Origin of the sequence: Haloarchaeobius pelagicus (assembly GCF_051207375.1) — an archaeon.
Lineage (GTDB): Archaea > Halobacteriota > Halobacteria > Halobacteriales > Natrialbaceae > Haloarchaeobius.
This window is the reverse complement of sequence record NZ_JBPJZD010000001.1, coordinates 411,836-426,859: the sequence shown is the minus strand read 5'-3', so window position 1 is coordinate 426,859 and position 15,024 is coordinate 411,836. Positions and strand designations below refer to the sequence as shown.

At 68.6% G+C, this 15,024-nt stretch carries 17 protein-coding genes; 12 read left to right on the top strand and 5 right to left on the bottom strand.

Annotated elements, in window-relative coordinates; translation table 11 throughout:
• Positions 1-46: 46 nt before the first annotated feature.
• Positions 47-814: a carbon-nitrogen hydrolase family protein gene (locus tag ACSC1S_RS02280; RefSeq protein WP_435362981.1), complete on the top strand. Its 768-nt coding sequence runs from the start codon at positions 47-49 to the stop codon at positions 812-814.
• An 11-nt stretch (positions 815-825) separates the two neighbouring features.
• Here ACSC1S_RS02280 and psmB read toward each other — a convergent pair whose 3' ends face one another.
• The 3 genes from psmB to ACSC1S_RS02265 all read right to left on the bottom strand — a co-directional run bounded on the left by psmB (position 826) and on the right by ACSC1S_RS02265 (position 2,780).
• Positions 826-1,515 carry an archaeal proteasome endopeptidase complex subunit beta gene (gene psmB / locus ACSC1S_RS02275; RefSeq protein WP_261650147.1) on the bottom strand — a complete coding sequence of 230 codons (690 nt, stop codon included), beginning with the start codon at positions 1,513-1,515 and terminating at the stop codon, positions 826-828.
• Positions 1,512-2,261, bottom strand: a complete 750-nt coding sequence (psmA, locus tag ACSC1S_RS02270) for an archaeal proteasome endopeptidase complex subunit alpha (protein WP_435317197.1) — start codon at positions 2,259-2,261, stop codon at positions 1,512-1,514. The genes psmB and psmA overlap by 4 nt, the downstream gene beginning before the upstream one ends.
• 198 nt (positions 2,262-2,459) lie before the next feature.
• Positions 2,460-2,780, bottom strand: a complete 321-nt coding sequence (locus tag ACSC1S_RS02265) for a DUF7521 family protein (protein ID WP_435317196.1) — start codon at positions 2,778-2,780, stop codon at positions 2,460-2,462.
• 162 nt (positions 2,781-2,942) lie between these two features.
• On the opposite strand from ACSC1S_RS02265, the gene ACSC1S_RS02260 reads away from it, so the two are divergent.
• The 6 genes from ACSC1S_RS02260 (at position 2,943) to ACSC1S_RS02235 (ending at position 9,633) form a co-directional block, all read left to right on the top strand.
• Positions 2,943-3,440 (top strand): plastocyanin/azurin family copper-binding protein, encoded by a 498-nt coding sequence (locus tag ACSC1S_RS02260; protein WP_435362980.1) that lies wholly within the window; start codon positions 2,943-2,945, stop codon positions 3,438-3,440.
• Between the two features lie 26 nt (positions 3,441-3,466).
• On the top strand, positions 3,467-5,461 hold the full coding sequence (gene nosZ, locus ACSC1S_RS02255; protein ID WP_435362979.1) for a TAT-dependent nitrous-oxide reductase: 1,995 nt from the start codon (positions 3,467-3,469) through the stop codon (positions 5,459-5,461).
• A 63-nt stretch (positions 5,462-5,524) separates the two neighbouring features.
• Positions 5,525-6,325 (top strand): hypothetical protein, encoded by an 801-nt coding sequence (locus tag ACSC1S_RS02250; protein WP_435362978.1) that lies wholly within the window; start codon positions 5,525-5,527, stop codon positions 6,323-6,325.
• Entirely contained in the window at positions 6,322-7,752 is a 1,431-nt protein-coding gene (nosD, locus tag ACSC1S_RS02245) for a nitrous oxide reductase family maturation protein NosD (protein WP_435364574.1), read from the top strand. The genes ACSC1S_RS02250 and nosD overlap by 4 nt, the downstream gene beginning before the upstream one ends.
• Positions 7,736-8,707 carry an ABC transporter ATP-binding protein gene (locus tag ACSC1S_RS02240; RefSeq protein ID WP_435362977.1) on the top strand — a complete coding sequence of 324 codons (972 nt, stop codon included), beginning with the start codon at positions 7,736-7,738 and terminating at the stop codon, positions 8,705-8,707. The genes nosD and ACSC1S_RS02240 overlap by 17 nt, the downstream gene beginning before the upstream one ends.
• Positions 8,704-9,633, top strand: coding sequence for an ABC transporter permease (locus ACSC1S_RS02235; RefSeq protein WP_435362976.1), 930 nt, complete (start codon positions 8,704-8,706; stop codon positions 9,631-9,633). Before ACSC1S_RS02240 ends, ACSC1S_RS02235 begins: the two co-directional genes overlap by 4 nt.
• A 16-nt stretch (positions 9,634-9,649) precedes the next feature.
• Here the strand turns inward: ACSC1S_RS02235 and ACSC1S_RS02230 are convergent, their stop codons facing one another.
• Positions 9,650-10,057, bottom strand: coding sequence for a ubiquitin family protein (locus ACSC1S_RS02230; RefSeq protein WP_435362975.1), 408 nt, complete (start codon positions 10,055-10,057; stop codon positions 9,650-9,652).
• Between the two features lie 73 nt (positions 10,058-10,130).
• On the opposite strand from ACSC1S_RS02230, the gene fdhF reads away from it, so the two are divergent.
• A complete protein-coding gene (gene fdhF, locus ACSC1S_RS02225; RefSeq protein WP_435362974.1) occupies positions 10,131-12,185 on the top strand; it encodes a formate dehydrogenase subunit alpha in 2,055 nt (684 codons plus the stop codon).
• Complete coding sequence (gene yqeC, locus ACSC1S_RS02220) at positions 12,176-12,907, top strand: selenium cofactor biosynthesis protein YqeC (RefSeq protein WP_435362973.1); 732 nt, start codon at positions 12,176-12,178, stop codon at positions 12,905-12,907. Before fdhF ends, yqeC begins: the two co-directional genes overlap by 10 nt.
• Here the strand turns inward: yqeC and mobA are convergent.
• Positions 12,904-13,491: a molybdenum cofactor guanylyltransferase gene (gene mobA, locus ACSC1S_RS02215; RefSeq protein WP_435362972.1), complete on the bottom strand. Its 588-nt coding sequence runs from the start codon at positions 13,489-13,491 to the stop codon at positions 12,904-12,906. The genes yqeC and mobA overlap by 4 nt on opposite strands.
• 75 nt (positions 13,492-13,566) lie before the next feature.
• Between mobA and ACSC1S_RS02210 the strand changes: the two genes are divergently transcribed.
• The 3 genes from ACSC1S_RS02210 to ACSC1S_RS02200 all read left to right on the top strand — a co-directional run bounded on the left by ACSC1S_RS02210 (position 13,567) and on the right by ACSC1S_RS02200 (position 14,900).
• On the top strand, positions 13,567-14,013 hold the full coding sequence (locus ACSC1S_RS02210) for a pyridoxamine 5'-phosphate oxidase family protein (protein WP_435317184.1): 447 nt from the start codon (positions 13,567-13,569) through the stop codon (positions 14,011-14,013).
• Between the two features lie 87 nt (positions 14,014-14,100).
• Entirely contained in the window at positions 14,101-14,496 is a 396-nt protein-coding gene (locus ACSC1S_RS02205) for an ArsR/SmtB family transcription factor (protein ID WP_435362971.1), read from the top strand.
• Positions 14,493-14,900 carry a low molecular weight phosphatase family protein gene (locus ACSC1S_RS02200; protein WP_435362970.1) on the top strand — a complete coding sequence of 136 codons (408 nt, stop codon included), beginning with the start codon at positions 14,493-14,495 and terminating at the stop codon, positions 14,898-14,900. Before ACSC1S_RS02205 ends, ACSC1S_RS02200 begins: the two co-directional genes overlap by 4 nt.
• Positions 14,901-15,024: the final 124 nt, after the last annotated feature.

The following is a 15,024-nucleotide window of genomic DNA, read 5'->3' as shown; positions in this document are numbered from 1 at the left end:
CATGTTCTCAGCCACGCTCAAGGGCATCCCCCGCGGTGTGCTAGCTATGCGCGGTTCACCCTCCGTCGCAGCCTGTCAGTTCGAACCGACCGTCGGCGACGTAGACGCCAACCTCGCGGCCATCGAGCGCGCCGTCGAATCGCTTCCCGAGTCGGTCGCCCTCGCGGTCTTCCCCGAACTGTGCGTGACCGGCTACGCGCTCGACGTGGCCGAAGAACTGGGCGCGCCCGTTCCAGGGCCGCTGACCGACTGGCTCGTTCCCATGGCGAGCGAGCACGACGTGACCCTCGTCGCAGGCGTCCCCGAGCGCGACGGGGAGTCGCTCTACAATAGCCTCGTCGTGGTCGACGGGGACGGTGTCCGGGGAACCTACAGGAAACGACGCCCCTGGGGCGAGGAGGCCGACGTGTTCGCGACCGGCGACGGCCCAACCACGGTCGAGACCCGGGTCGGCACGCTCGGCCTCGCGCTGTGTTACGACCTCAACTTCCCCGAGTTGGGGCTCGAGTACGCCCGCGAGGGCTGTGACGTGCTCGCCGTCTCGGCCGCGTGGCGCACGAGCTACCGGGCGGACTGGCGACTGCTCTTGCGTGCGCGTGCGCTCGATGGACCATATTACGTCGTCGGCTCGAACCACATCGGCGACCAGCGCGGACGCGACCACGCCGGCGGGAGCCTGGTCGCAGACCCGACTGGCACGGTCCTGTCGGAGACGACAGCCGGCGCTGGACACGCAGTGGCGACCGTCGAGAAAGAGCGATTAGAAACGGGACGGGACCGCAATCCCGTCCGGGCGAGCCGGGGCTGGGAGTAGCGAACCCCGGGTTACAGTTCGTCTTCGTCCGGGAAGCCGTCGTACTCCGTGATGTCGACGCCGTCGGCGGTGACTTCACAGAGGACGAGGCCGTTCCCGGAGCCGGTGTCACGCTCGGCGGCGGAGCGGACCGCACGCGCGGCGGCGCGCTTGGCCTCGGGCATGGTGATGTCCTCGTGCCACTCGCCTTCGAGCAGGCCGTAGGCGACCATCATGCCGGAGCCGGTGACGGTGTAGTCGTCTTCCATGACGCCGCCGGCCGGGTCGATGGAGTAGACGTGGCTGCCCTCTTCGTCGACCCCGCCGATGATGGGGTTGATGGCGAAGAACGGGCCGCCGCGGGCGAAGTTCCCGGCGAGCGTCGCGAGGGCGGGGATGCTGATGTCCTCGCCGCGACGGGTCTCGTAGAGGTTGACCTCCGCGCGGAGCGAGCGGATGAACGACTGGGCCCCACCGACGCTGCCGACCAGCGTCATCGCGGCCGTCGGGTGGATCTGCTCGACCTTCACGACGTTCTTGTTCGAGACGAAGCGGCCGCCGAGGCTGGCACGGCGGTCGGTCGCGATGAGGACGCCATCGTCGGTCGCGATGCCGACGGTGGTCGTTCCGGTCTTGTTGACCGTGTCCTCGTCTCGCTTCTCGTCTTTCCACTCAGCGTTACCGAGTTCGGGTTCGTAGGGGTTGGTGTTCTCGAGTTTCATTCGTCCTCACCCTCCGCGAGGAGGTCGAGTTCGGTCAGTCGGTCGGCGATCTCGTCCGTCTCCAGGGTCCGGTAGGTGCCGGTCTCGGCGTCGATGGTCGAGATGGCGAGCCCTTCCGGCGGGAAGCCCTCCTCGTCGCCGGGGGTGGCGAGCGCCTCGATGGCGAGGTCGATGCCTCCCTCCAGGCCGAGTTCCTCGGAGTAGTTGTCCTCGAGGTGGCTCTGGATCTCTTCGCGGTTGCCACCGATGGCGATGGCCTTCCACTCGTAGGGGGTCCCCGAGGGGTCCGTCTCGAACAGGCGCGGCGTGCCGTTCTCGACACCGCCGACGAGCAGCGCGACGCCGAACGGGCGTGCGCCACCGGTCTGGGTGTACTGCTGGATGTGGTCGGTGACCGCCTTGGTGAGCGTCTCGACACCGATGCTCTCGTTGTACCGGAGCTGGTTGACCTGTGCCTCACGGCGTGCGACGTCGATGAGCTGGCGAGCGTCGGCGACGTGGCCGGCCGACGCGAGGCCGATGTGGTCGTCGACCTTGTGGAGCTTCTCGACGGAGTCGCGCTCCATGAGGGGCGAGCGGCTGCGACGCTCGGCTGCCAGGACGACACCCTCCGGTGTTCGGACGCCGACACTTGCACTCCCGCGTTTTACCGCTTCGCGGGCGTACTCGACTTGGTACAGACGACCGTCCGGGGAGAAGATGGTGATACCCCGGTCGTACGCCTGCTGCTGACTTTGACCTTGCATAGTTAGCCCTTACCTGAGGTAAGTATCCGCTTTTTAAGTACCTTTTGTATGCCCCTCCATTTTCCGACAAAACCGAGGGACTGCACTGCGTACTCGCACCCAGTACTCCCAGACCCATAACGACTCCGCACTCGGCAAGCCGACGGGTGCTACGGCGAGCCATCGGCGTGCGGATTCAGACAGGATAGGACCCCTCGCTCAGGCCGGGTCGGCGGTCTTTCGCAACGCCACCGCGATGACGACGAGGCCAGCCGCGGTCGCGGCCGCCTGGGCACTGAACCCGAGTGCCGCCGCGGTCGGTGCGAGGCCCAGGACGACGCCGGCGATGGCGGCCCCGAGCGTGATGCAGGCGAAGCCGACGGCCAGCGACCGGAGACTGCTCGCCCCGGTCCGCCGTCCCGCGCGCCGGGCGAGGGTGGTGAGATACGTACCGACGAGTATCGTGGTCGCTTGCGCGGCCACGAGCGCTGTGTCGAGTGGGGTCATCCGAATCCCCATCCGGATGGTACGGTCCCCCACGGGGTAAAACACGGCCGGGGTTCCCAGTTCTCGAAAACTGGCGGACCCAGTTTCCCGTGGGTGCCGACGATGGCGAACATGTTCACTGGGCTTGCAGCGGTCGAGAACCGGCTTTTCGGTTGATATGGGTCCGCCCACAACGACCGAATGAGGAGAGGATCAATGAACGACGACCACACCAGACGACACGTGCTTCGGACGGCCGCGGTCGGTGGAATCGGCCTCGCCCTGGCAGGCTGCCTGGGTGGCAACAGCTCGGGGACGAAGACGGCGGCCGACGACGGAGCCGGCGGTTCCGGTGGGAGCAGTGAGGACACGGCCACCGGTGGCGACTCGAAGGAGTCCGGCGGGAGCGGTGGGAGTTCGGACGCCGACGTCACCATCGAGGTCGGGCCCGGCGGCCAGTTCAAGTACAAGCCGGAGAACCCGACGGTGAAGAAAGGCGAGACGGTCGAGTGGGTCTGGAAGTCGAACCAGCACAACATCGTCGTCTCCAGCCAGCCCGACGGTGCCGGCTGGGAAGGTACCGAGGGCGGCAAGTCGAAGCTCTTCGACGAAGGCTACCGGTACACCCACACGTTCGAGACGGCAGGGACCTACGAGTACTACTGCTCGCCGCACAAGAGCGTCGGGATGGAAGCGAAGGTGACGGTCGAATAACGCGGTCGTAATCGAGGGACACAACCATGTCAGAGCATACCCCCAGTGCCGACAGTAGCGACCCAGAAAGCGTGGTCGAACAGTACGAGCAGCAACTCGAAGACGTGCTCGCAGAGGTCGAGACGGAGACGCCACGGGACGACGAGGACGGCCTCGCCGTCGAACTCGCCGGTCTCGAACTCGACCGCCGGGACTTCATCAAGGCGGGCGCGGTCGCCGGTGCGATGACGGCGACGGCCGGCTGTGCCGGCGGCATCCTCAACAACGGCGGGTCGGGAACCAGCACGTCGGCCAAAGCCGGCTCGAAGCCGGACCACCTCGTGCCCCCGGGCGAGCACGACGAGTACTACGGGTTCTGGTCCGGCGGTCACTCCGGCGAGATCCGCGTCCTGGGTATCCCGTCGATGCGGGAGCTGACGCGCATCCCCGTGTTCAACACGGAGGGTGCCCGCGGCTACGGCTACGACGACCAGACGAGTGAGATGCTGGAGGCGGCCGGCGACTACACCTGGGGTGACAACCACCACCCGAACCTCTCGGAGACCGGCGGCGACTACGACGGAGAGTACCTGTTCGTCAACGACAAGGCGAACGGCCGCATCGCGCGAGTGAACCTGAAGTACTTCGAGACGGACGCCATCACGGACGTGCCGAACGTCCAGTCCGTCCACGGGACGACCGTCCTCAGCCCGGACACGAAGTACGTGTTCGGGAACGGCGAGTTCCGGACCCCGTTGCCCAACGACGGCCGGGACGTCCACAACCCGGAGAAGTACACCAGCCTGTTCAGCGCGGTCGACCCCGACTCGATGGAGACGAAGTGGCAGGTCACGGTCGACGGCAACCTCGACATCTGTGACTCCGGCAAGGAGGGTCGCTGGGTCATCTCCTCGGCGTACAACTCCGAGGAGGCGGTCGGCATCAAGGGCATGACCCACGACGACCGCGACTTCGTGAAGGCGTTCGACATCCCCGCCATCGAGCAGGCGGTCGAACAGGGCAACTACGAGGAGGTCAACGGCATCCCCGTGGTCGACGGGACCAAGAGCAGTTCGCTGAACTCGGGCGACCGCCCCATCGTGAAGTACATCCCGACGCCGAAGAGCCCGCACTGCGTCGAGGTCGAACCGAACGGCAAGTACGCCATGATCGCCGGCAAGCTCTCGCCGACGGTCACCATCCTCGACCTCCAGAAGCTCGGCGAGGTGTCGGACCCGTCGAAGGCGGTCGTCGGCCGGCCGAAGGTCGGTCTCGGGCCGCTGCACACCACCTTCGACGGCAACGGCCACGCCTACACCAGCCTGTTCATCGACTCGCAGGTCGCGAAGTGGGACATCGAGCAGGCCATCGAGGCCGAGAAGGGCTCCGAGGACCCCGTCCTCGAGAAGATAGACGTCCACTACAACCCCGGGCACATCCAGGCGCTGGAGGCGATGACGACCGACCCGGACGGCGAGTGGCTCATCAGCCTGAACAAGCTCTCGAAGGACCGGTTCCTGCCGGTCGGGCCCATCCACCCCGACAACGACCAGCTCATCCACATCGGCCAGGGTGAGAAGGAGATGGAACTGGTCGCGGACCACCCGGCCTACCCCGAACCGCACGACTGCGTGTTCGCACACCGGGACAAGCTCGACCCCGCGACGACCTGGGACAGGGAGGACTACGAGGGCGAGAAGCCCTACATCACGGAGAAACAGACCGGCGTCGAGCGCATCGACGACCAGCAGGTCCACGTGAAGTCCTCGGTGAAGCGCTCCGAGTACGGCCTGCAGGAGTTCACCGTGAAGGAGGGCGACGAGGTCCGGCTCACCCTCACCAACATCGAGGACGTCCGGGACGTCATCCACGGGGTCGCCATCCCCGAACACGACGTGAACCTCGCAATCGCGCCCCAGGACACCCGCGAGGTCACCTTCACCGCCGACGAGCCCGGCGTCTACTGGGTCTACTGTACGTACTTCTGCAGCGCGCTCCACCTGGAGATGCGCTCGCGGATGATCGTCGAACCGCGCGACTGACCACACACGGTCGAGCAGCACTCCATCCCCCGTTTCCAGACGCCAACCCGGAAGTGAGAGACCATGCAACTACCCACGCCCGACGATTTTCGTGAACTCAGGCGCACGCTGCCGGCGATAGCCGCGGTGCTCCTGGTCGCCGCGCTGGCGTTCCCGATGTGGACCATCAGCGTGCACGCCGTGCAGTACCCCGACACCGTGTTGCACCTGCAGCTGTACGCCTACCCCCACATCAGCGGTGACTACGTCGAGATGGCCCGGCTCAACAAGTACATCGGGTTCTACTACCCGGACCCGGTGTACTGGAGCCCGAACTACCAGCCGAACCCGAACGCGGTGAACGTCCCCGAGTGGTCGCTCGGGCCGCTGGCGTTCGTCGGCGTCGCGGCGGCCGGCGCGTTCGTCGCGCTCGCCCCCGACGAAGAACGGCTCCGCCGCGGCCTGCGCTGGCAGCTCGTCGGCACCGTCGCGGTGTTCGGCGTGATGCTCGCCGACATCAAGTACCGGCTCTACCAGACCGGGCACAGCCTCGACCCGAACGCGCCCGTCATGGGCGTCTCCGGGTTCACCCCGCCGCTGTGGGGCAAGTACGAGGTCGCGAACATCACCAGCTACTCCCGGCTCGGTCTCGGTGCCTACCTGGCGACGTGCTCGGTCGGCCTGCTGGTCGTGGCGTTCTACTACCGCGACAAGCCGGTGACGTTCGGCGACCTGCCGGGTCGGCTCCGGAACCTGCCCGGGCCCATCCGGGAGAAGCTCCCCGGTGCAAGCGACGAGGACGAGCTGCCGGAGTCGGAGGACCGGGACGAGCCAGCCGACCGCGACGACCGGAACCAGCCACCCGGTCACGTCGGAGGTGACTGACCGTGCGCGAGGTCCGGGAGTACGGCATCGTCGCGGTCGCGCTCGTGGTCGTGCTGGCGGCCGCCGGCATCGCGGTCGCCGGGCCGGCAGCCAGCGCCGCGCGCACTGCTGACGCCAGCACTGGAAGCGCGAGTAGCGACGACGGCCGACAGGTCGCCTTCGACCCGTCGGTCCCGCGCGACCTCGCGTTCGAGGCACCCACCGAGGACGGCGTCGCCCGACTCGACGGCCAGGAGTTCGACACGCTCCGGGCGGCACTCGATGCGGCCGACCCGGGCGACGTGGTCCGCGTCGAGGGCCGGTTCGACGAGACCGTCAGGGTCACGACGCCGAACGTCACCATCCGCGGGGCCGGGCCGGACCGCACCCTGCTCCACGGTGACGGCGAGGGCGACGTGCTCACCATCGACGCGCCGAACGTCACCGTCGCGGGCGTCTGGGTCCGCAACTCGGGCTGGCAGACGAGCGGGAACGACGCGGCCATCTGGGTCGACGGCCGGCGCGTCACCGTCCGGGACAGCCGGGTCACGAACACGACCTTCGGCGTCTGGGTCAACGGGACCGAAGACGTGCGGGTCCTCGACAACACCATCGTCGGGCGCGAGTCGGTCGAGTCGCTCACCGACCGGGGGAACGGCATCCAGCTCTGGCGGGCGACCGGGGCCGTCGTCAGGGACAACCGCATCACGGACGTCCGTGACGGCGTCTACTACTCGTGGGCCTCGGAGGTCGTCGCCACCGGGAACACCATGTGGGACCTGCGGTACGGGGTCCACTACATGTACTCCGACAACTGCGTGCTGCGGAACAACACCGCGTTCGGCAACGACGCGGGCTACGCGCTGATGATCTCGGAGTACCTGCGCATCGAGAACAACACCGCGGTGAACAACACCGGCCAGAGCGGCCACGGCATCATGGTCAAGTCCATCGACCACAGCGTGCTGCGGGGGAACGAGGTGGTCGGGAACGGGCAGGGCCTGTTCGTGTACAACTCGCTGAACAACACCATCACGCACAACCTGGTGATGGAGAACCAGGTGGGCGTCCACCTCTCGGCCGGGAGCGTCCGCGAGCGCGTCCACCACAACAGCTTCGTCGAGAACGACCGGCCGGTGAAGGCGGTCGTCGGCGAGCAGGTCGCCTGGAACAGCTCGCGCGAGGGCAACTACTGGTCGAGCGCGACCACCGCCGACACCGACCAGGACGGGGTGAGCGAGACGCGGTACCAGCCCGCCGGCCTGGTCGAACACCTCGTCGCACAGCACCCCGAAGCCGCGGTCTTCGCCGACTCGCCCGCGTTCGCGGTGGTCCGCACGGCCGAGCGCTCGGTGCCCGTCATCGAGGCCCCGGGCGTCGTGGACCAGCACCCGCTCGTCCGGCCACCCCACGACAACTGGAGGCGATACTATGACGACGATGATTGACGTGACCAACGTCCGGCAGACGTACGGTTCGGTGACCGCACTCGACGGCGTCTCGCTGTCGGTCGACCGCGGCGAGACGTTCGGGCTCGTCGGCACCAACGGGGCCGGCAAGACCACCCTGTTCCGCCTGCTGGTCGGGCACGAGTCGCCCGACGAGGGCGAGGTGCAGGTCGCTGGCCTCGGGGCCGACGCGGGCGTCGAGCGCCGCCGCCACGTCGGGTTCCTGCCCGAGGACGCCGGCTTCGAGCCGCGCCTGACCGGGCGCGAGGTGCTGACCTACTACGCCCGCCTCCGGGACGTGCCGGCCGACGAGCGCGACCACCAGGTCCAGCGGGTGCTCGCGACGGTTGGGCTGGCCGACGCGGCGGACCGCGAGGTGGCGGGGTACTCCAACGGGATGACCCGCCGCCTCGGGCTCGGGACGACCCTGCTCACCCGCCCCGACGTGCTCCTGCTGGACGAGCCGACCGCCGGCCTCGACCCCGAGGGCGTCGCGGACTTCCACGACGTGGTCCGGTCCATCGCCGAGACGGACATGACCGTCGTCCTGACGAGCCACGACCTGCGCGAGGTCGAGGCACTGTGCGACCGGGCGACCATCCTCCGCGACGGCCACGAGGTCGCCACGGGGCCCGTCGAGGCGCTTCGCAACGCGGTCGCGACCGAGACGACCGTGACCTGCCGGCTCGCGTCCGACGCCGACCCCGCGCCCGCGGTCGAGGCCGTCACGAACCTCGACGGCGTCGAGCTGACGGTCCAGAGTCCCGACGACCCGCTGGTCGTTACCTGCCCGCAGGGCGACGAGGGCGCAGTCCTCGATGCCATCCGCGAGGCAGTCGACGTGGCCGCGTTCGAGGTCACCGGTCCCGAGTTCGTGGACGCCTTCCGCCAGCACGTCGCGGACGACCGGCCGGCGAACGAGGTCTTCGCGGAGAACGGGGGTGAGGCAGCATGACGGCGGACCGTGAATACCCGGACGACGAGGGCGACCCCCGCCCCGACGGCGGCACGACGACGGCCGTCGAAGGTGCGGCGAAACTCGGTCGGGCCACCCCGTCGCTCCCGGCTCTCGAGGGACTCGGCCACGTCCTGACCCTGGCCGACCGCGAGTACCGCACCCTGTCGCGGTCGCGCTGGCCGGTCGGGCTCGCAGCCCTGTTCGCGGTCGTCTCGCTCGCGGTCGCGGCCGCCAGCGGCTCCGGTGCGGGGAGCGGGAGAGCCGGCGCGGTCGTCGTCTCGCTCGCCGAGTTCTCGGTCTACCTCGTCCCGCTCGCGGCGCTGGCGTTCGGGTACGCCGCCGTCGTCGAGCCGTCCGAGCGCGGTACGCTCGACATGCTGTTCGCGCTCCCGGTCCGTCGGTCCCGGGTGCTGCTCGGGACGTACCTCGGACGGGCGCTCGGGCTGGTCGCCGCGCTCGCCGTCGGCTTCGGCTTCGGCGGCGCGCTGCTGTTCCGGTTCGTCGGCGTGTCTGGAACCGGCCCCTACGCCCGGTTCCTGCTCGCGGCGGTCGGTGCCGGGCTCGCGTTCCTCGCCATCGCCGTGCTCGTCTCGACGCTGGCCCGCGAGAAGACCCACGCGCTCGGTGGCGTCCTGCTGGCGTGGGTGTGGTTCGTCTTCGCACACGACCTGCTCGCGCTCTCGGCGGTCGTGTTCGCGGACCCACCCGAGCTGGTCGTCACCGCGCTCGTGCTGGCGAACCCGGCGGACTGCTTCCGGGTGCTCGTCCTCTCGGGCGTCCAGACGACCGGGGGCGGCGTCGGTGCCGCACTGGCGAGTTCGTCGCTCTCGCCGGCACTGGCCGCGCTCGGGCTGCTGGCGTGGATCGTGCTGCCGCTGGCCGGTTCGGTGAAAGCCGCGGAGACGGTCCACGGGCGGCGATAATCGGGGAGAACTATTTTCAGCAGCAGTAGATGAACGGGTACATCAGCGCGACCCGGTCGCCCGCTTCCAGTTCCGTATCGAGCCCGTCGAGGTGCTCGTTGAACCGGCCGTTCACGCAGATACGGGCGTAGCGCCGGCTCTGCTCTCCTTCCGGGTTCTTCCGCCAGGTGCCGGGGAGGTCCTCGGCGTGTGGGACCCAGCCCCGGTGGGTCGACTCCGTCTCGCTCTCTGCGATGAGCAGGTCGGCCACGTCGTACTCCGCCAGGAACGCGTCGAGGAACTCCCGGAGCGTGTCGCCCTCGAAGGTGTACTCCAGCCGGGGCTGGCCGACGGCCCCACGGACGTGGCCGGTACACTTCACGTCGACCGTCGTGGTGACGGAGTTCGGTGCCGATTCCTCCAGGCGATGACCAGTCGAGACCATACCTGAGAGTAGCGCGAGTAGGCAGATAAGGACTGTCGCGAACATTTACGCCTGCAGCGTGTCACATAGTTGTATGGACGACCGTACCCACGAGCCCGCCCACAGCATCTGTCCGTTCTGCGGGGTCGGCTGCGGCATCGAGTACGCCCCCGCCTCGGGGAAGGCGACGGGCTGGCGCGGCCCGGTCAACCGGAAGGGCGAGGTGTGTCCGAAGGGGGTCGCCGCCTACGACGCGGTCACGAGCGACGAGCGCCTGACAGAACCCCTCATTCGCGGGGACGACGGCGACCTCCACCCGGCGAGCTGGGACGAGGCGTTCGACCGTATCGAGCGCGAGTTCACCGCGGCCCGCGACCAGTACGGGCCCGATTCGTGCTACTTCATGGCCTCCTCGAACTGCACGAACGAGGAGAACTACCTGCTCCAGAAGGTCGCCCGGGTCTTCGGCACCAACAACGTCGACAACTGCGCCCGGCTCTGTCACTCCTCGACGGTCGCCGCGATGAGTGCGCGCTTCGGCGCGGGCGCGATGACGAACACGCTTTCCGACCTCATGGAGGCAGATTGCTTCCTCGTCGTGGGCGCGAACCCGGCGGTGAACCACCCCGTCATCTTCCGGTCGTACCTCCTGCCTGCCATCAAGCAGGGGACGACGATGATCCACGTCGACCCACGGGCGACCGACACTACCGAGGCTGCCGACCACCACCTGCCCGTGAAACCGGGATACGATATCCCGCTGTTGAACGCGATGGCCGCCGTCATCGTCGAGGAGGGACTCGTCGACGCCGCGTTCGTCACCGAGCGGACCACCGAGTTCGGCCCGCTCAAACAGTTCCTCGCCGAGGTCGACGTTGACGACGCGGCCGAGCAGGCGGGCGTCGACCCCGACGACCTCAGAGCCGCGGCCCGGGCCTACGGCGAGGCCGACGCGGCCGCCATCTTCACCGGGATGGGGATGAGCCAGCACCACTGCGGGACCGCCAACGTCCACGCCCTGCTCAACCTCGCGCTCCTGACCGGCAACGTCGGCAAGCGAGGAGCGGGCGTGAACCCGCTCCGGGGCCAGAACAACGTGCAGGGCGCGGGCGACGTGGGTGCGCTTCCCTCCGTGTTGCCGGGGTATCGGCCGGTCACCGACGCCGACGCCCGCGCCGACCTCGCCGAGGAGTGGGGCGTCGAACCGTCTGCAATCCCCTCGACACCCGGGCTGACCGAGGTCGAGGCGACCCACGAGATGGGCGAGTCGGTTCACGCCTGCTACGTCTTCGGGGAGAATCCCGCCGTGACAGAACCGAACCAGACCCGCGTTCGCGAGAAGCTCGACGAGTGCTTCCTCGTCGTCCACGACATCTTCCCGAGCGAGACGACCGTGTTCGCCGACGTGGTCCTCCCCGGGAGTGCCTGGGCCGAGAAGGACGGCACAGTCACGAACACCGACCGGCAGGTCATGCGGATGCGCCCGAACACGACCCCGCCCGGAGACGCCCGCACCGACCTCGCCATCATCCAGGAACTCGGCCGTCGGCTAACCGACGACCCGTTCGAGTACGACAGTCCAGCACGGGTCTTCGCGGAGCTCACCCGTGTCGCACCAATCTACGGCGGGATGCGGTACGACGACATCGGCGACGGGAGCCTGCGCTGGCCGTTCCCCGCAGGCGCGGATGCTGGCACCGACGTGCTCCACGTCGACCGGTTCGAGAACGGGTCCAGAACCGCCCAACTCCGCGTGGTCGAACACGTCGCCCCCGCCGACCCCGTCACGGATGACGACCTCGTGCTCACCACGGGCCGCGTCATCGAACACTTCAACAGCGGCGCGGTCACCCGCCGGTCCGACACGCTCACGCGACTCCGGGGGGCCGGCACGCTCCAGATACATCCGGAGGACGCCGAATCGAGGGGTATTTCGGACGGCGACACCGTCCGCGTCGAGAACGACCGTGGCTCGCTGACCGTCGCCACCGAGGTGACGCCGGCCATCCGCCGTGGGACGGTATTCATGACGTTCCACGACGATGACCCACTCGTGAACGTGCTCACCGGCGACACCCTGGACCCCGAGGCGAAGATTCCCGAATACAAGCACAGCGCGGTCCGCGTGGAGGTCGAACCGTGCAACTGACGGAGGCGGTCCCGAGCGAGGGCACGGTCTGCGTGGTCGGCGCGGGCGGGAAGAAGTCCCTCCTCTACACCCTCGCACGCGACCTGCACGAGGCGGTCGTCACCGCCACGGTCCGCATCCCCATCTTCGACGGCCACGTCGGCCGCGTCGTGGCGACCGAGGACCCGGTGGCCGCGCTCGCCGAAGCCGACGACGAGGACTGGCCGCTCGGCCTCGTCCTCGAACAGGAACGCGAGGACCGCTACCGCGGCTACGACACGGCGACGGTCGCCGAACTCGCCGAGGCAGCCGACGTGCCAGTCCTCGTGAAGGCCGACGGTGCTCGCGGGAAGTTGTTCAAGGCACCCGGTGACCTGGAGCCGGCGATCCCCGAGAACGCGGACGCGGTCTGCCCCGTCGTGAGCGTCCAGATCGTCGGGCAGGCGCTCTCGGACCTCGTCGTCCACCGGCCCGAATCCGTCGTCGACATCACCAACATGCGCATCGGTGGCGTCATCAAGACCCGCCACGTCGCACAGGTCCTGACCGACCCCGAGGGCGGCCTGAAGAACGTCCCGGATGACGCGACTGTCGTCCCGGTCCTGAACATGGTCGACGACGACGACCTCGAAGCGACCGCCCGGCAGATCGCCGCCGAGATTCACGACCGGAGCGACCGCATCGACCGGGTGGTCCTGACGTGTCTCGCGGACGAGGACGACCCGGTCGTCGACGTCATCTAGCGCAGGTCGCCCGCTTCGTTCACGTCGGTGAAGGTGGCCATGTCGGGCACCGCGTCCTCCGGTATCTCTTCGATGTCCAATCCGTCGAGCGCCGCGAGAATCCGGGCGTCTTCGCCGCCCAGCACACACTCGCAGGCGGCCCGCATCGCGTCGGTACGGTACACCGCCTGCGTCGTCTGGAACCAGCCGTCGTCGGTCCGGACCAGCGCGCCATCAGCCCCGGCGGCCCGCTCGAACAGCAGGTCGAGGAGGTCAGAATCGACCAGGGGCATGTCGCAGGCGACGACCGCGGTGTAGGGTGCACGAACCGCCCGCAGGCCCGCCCAGATACCAGCCATCGGCCCCCGGTCGGGGACCGGGTCGACCGCGAGCGCGACCCGCGGGTACCCCGAGAGTGCGGCCCGGAGCGCCGGCACCTGCTCGGCCCGGCAGTTCACGACGACGCCGTCGGTCACCTCGCCCACTCGCCGAACCACCCGGCGGACCATCGGCTCGCCGTCGTAGTCGGCGACGGCCTTGTCTCCCTCGCCGAAGCGCGTCGAGAAGCCGCCGGCGAGGACGAGGCCGGCCCGTGTCCCGGTCATGCCCTCGACTGCGACAGCCAGCCCCAAATAGCCGCCGGGGGAACCGACTTCCCCCCTCCCGGCGTAGAGTCACCTATGGAACACGTCGAATACGTCTACACGTTCGGCATGGAGCCCGACGAGGTCGAACGTCGCCTCACCGAGCAGGGCCACGGGACCCTCGCCCTCGCCGACGAGGGCGACGCCTACGCGATTCCCATCTCCTACCACTACGACGCCGAGGACGAGCGCATCCTCGTCCGCCTCGCCGAACACGAGGGCAGCGACAAGATGCACTACGCCGAGACGACCACTACCGCGACGCTCGTCCTCTACGGCTCGCCCGAGAGCGACGAGTCCTGGAGCATCGTCGTCAGAGGGGGCCTGACGCCGGCAGACGACCTGACCGACGCGGAGATCAACGAACTGTACCAGCCGATCCGCGTGTTCGGCGAGGACGTCGCCGAACTCGAACCGACGTTCTGGGCACTGCACCCCGACGAGATAACGGGGCGGCGGACCGGCGAGGTCGGTGAGGAGTAACCGGTAGCACTCAGTACGTGAACGTCCCTCACAGGACTCGCAGACCGACCAGAACCGTTATCCGAACGATTGAGAAACCGTTCAGATATGACCGAGACCGAGCGGCTGGAACGGCTCATCGCCGACCAGTTGGGCGAGTGTCGTGCCAAGGACGTGGACGCCCGCGTCGCCGACCTGGACGACCTGCGAACCGATGCCGACCTCGACCGAATCGACGACCACGTCGCCGTGTTCGGTGCGCTCTCGAACGAGACGCGCTACCGCATCGTGCGCCTGCTGGCCGCGGCCGACGGCGAGCTCTGTGTCTGCGAGTTCGACCCGCTGCTCGACGTGAGCGAGAGCGCCATCAGCCACGCGCTCTCGGACCTCACCAGCGCCGGGCTGGTCGACCGTCGCAAGGACGGGAAGTGGCGCTACTACCGGACGACAGACCGCGCCGACGCACTGCTCGACGTGCTCCACGAGACGGAGGGTGCGCGATGACGACGCTCGGGTTCGTCTGCGTGCAGAACGCCGGGCGCAGCCAGATGGCGACCGCCTTCGCCGAGCGCGAACGCGACGAGCGCGGCCTCGACTGGAACATCGTCACCGGGGGAACCCTGCCCGCCGACCACGTCCACGACGAGGTCGTCGACTCGATGCGCGAACTCGGCATCGACCTCTCGGACCGGACGCCGCGCGAGGTCTCCGACGAGGAACTCGCATCCTGCGACGTGGTCGCGACGATGGGCTGTTCGACCCTGTCGCTCGACACCGAGGTCGACGTCCGCGACTGGGACCTCACCGACCCCGACGGGAAGTCGCCGAACGAGGTCGCCGAAATCCGCGACGAGATAGAGCGACGCGTGACCGCGCTGTTCGACGAGATCCAGCATGGCAGTCAGTGACCTCTGGGCGCTCTAACTCCTGCTGGCGATGACCCCGCTCCTCGGGGACCCGAACGTCGTCCCGGACCCGTCGTGGCTGAACTGAGACCGCTACCCCTTTTGACGACCGCGCGGTAACACCGGG

Coding starts and splice junctions, on each gene's coding strand:
- ACSC1S_RS02200 (WP_435362970.1), top strand. CDS start 14,493: ATGACGACGCTCGGGTTCGTCTGCGTGCAGAACGCCGGGCGCAGCCAG.
- mobA (WP_435362972.1), bottom strand. CDS start 13,491: ATGACCGGGACACGGGCCGGCCTCGTCCTCGCCGGCGGCTTCTCGACG.
- ACSC1S_RS02260 (WP_435362980.1), top strand. CDS start 2,943: ATGAACGACGACCACACCAGACGACACGTGCTTCGGACGGCCGCGGTC.
- fdhF (WP_435362974.1), top strand. CDS start 10,131: ATGGACGACCGTACCCACGAGCCCGCCCACAGCATCTGTCCGTTCTGC.
- ACSC1S_RS02235 (WP_435362976.1), top strand. CDS start 8,704: ATGACGGCGGACCGTGAATACCCGGACGACGAGGGCGACCCCCGCCCC.
- psmB (WP_261650147.1), bottom strand. CDS start 1,515: ATGAAACTCGAGAACACCAACCCCTACGAACCCGAACTCGGTAACGCT.
- ACSC1S_RS02240 (WP_435362977.1), top strand. CDS start 7,736: ATGACGACGATGATTGACGTGACCAACGTCCGGCAGACGTACGGTTCG.
- ACSC1S_RS02280 (WP_435362981.1), top strand. CDS start 47: ATGCGCGGTTCACCCTCCGTCGCAGCCTGTCAGTTCGAACCGACCGTC.
- psmA (WP_435317197.1), bottom strand. CDS start 2,261: ATGCAAGGTCAAAGTCAGCAGCAGGCGTACGACCGGGGTATCACCATC.
- ACSC1S_RS02230 (WP_435362975.1), bottom strand. CDS start 10,057: ATGGTCTCGACTGGTCATCGCCTGGAGGAATCGGCACCGAACTCCGTC.
- ACSC1S_RS02210 (WP_435317184.1), top strand. CDS start 13,567: ATGGAACACGTCGAATACGTCTACACGTTCGGCATGGAGCCCGACGAG.
- ACSC1S_RS02250 (WP_435362978.1), top strand. CDS start 5,525: ATGCAACTACCCACGCCCGACGATTTTCGTGAACTCAGGCGCACGCTG.
- ACSC1S_RS02205 (WP_435362971.1), top strand. CDS start 14,101: ATGACCGAGACCGAGCGGCTGGAACGGCTCATCGCCGACCAGTTGGGC.
- nosZ (WP_435362979.1), top strand. CDS start 3,467: ATGTCAGAGCATACCCCCAGTGCCGACAGTAGCGACCCAGAAAGCGTG.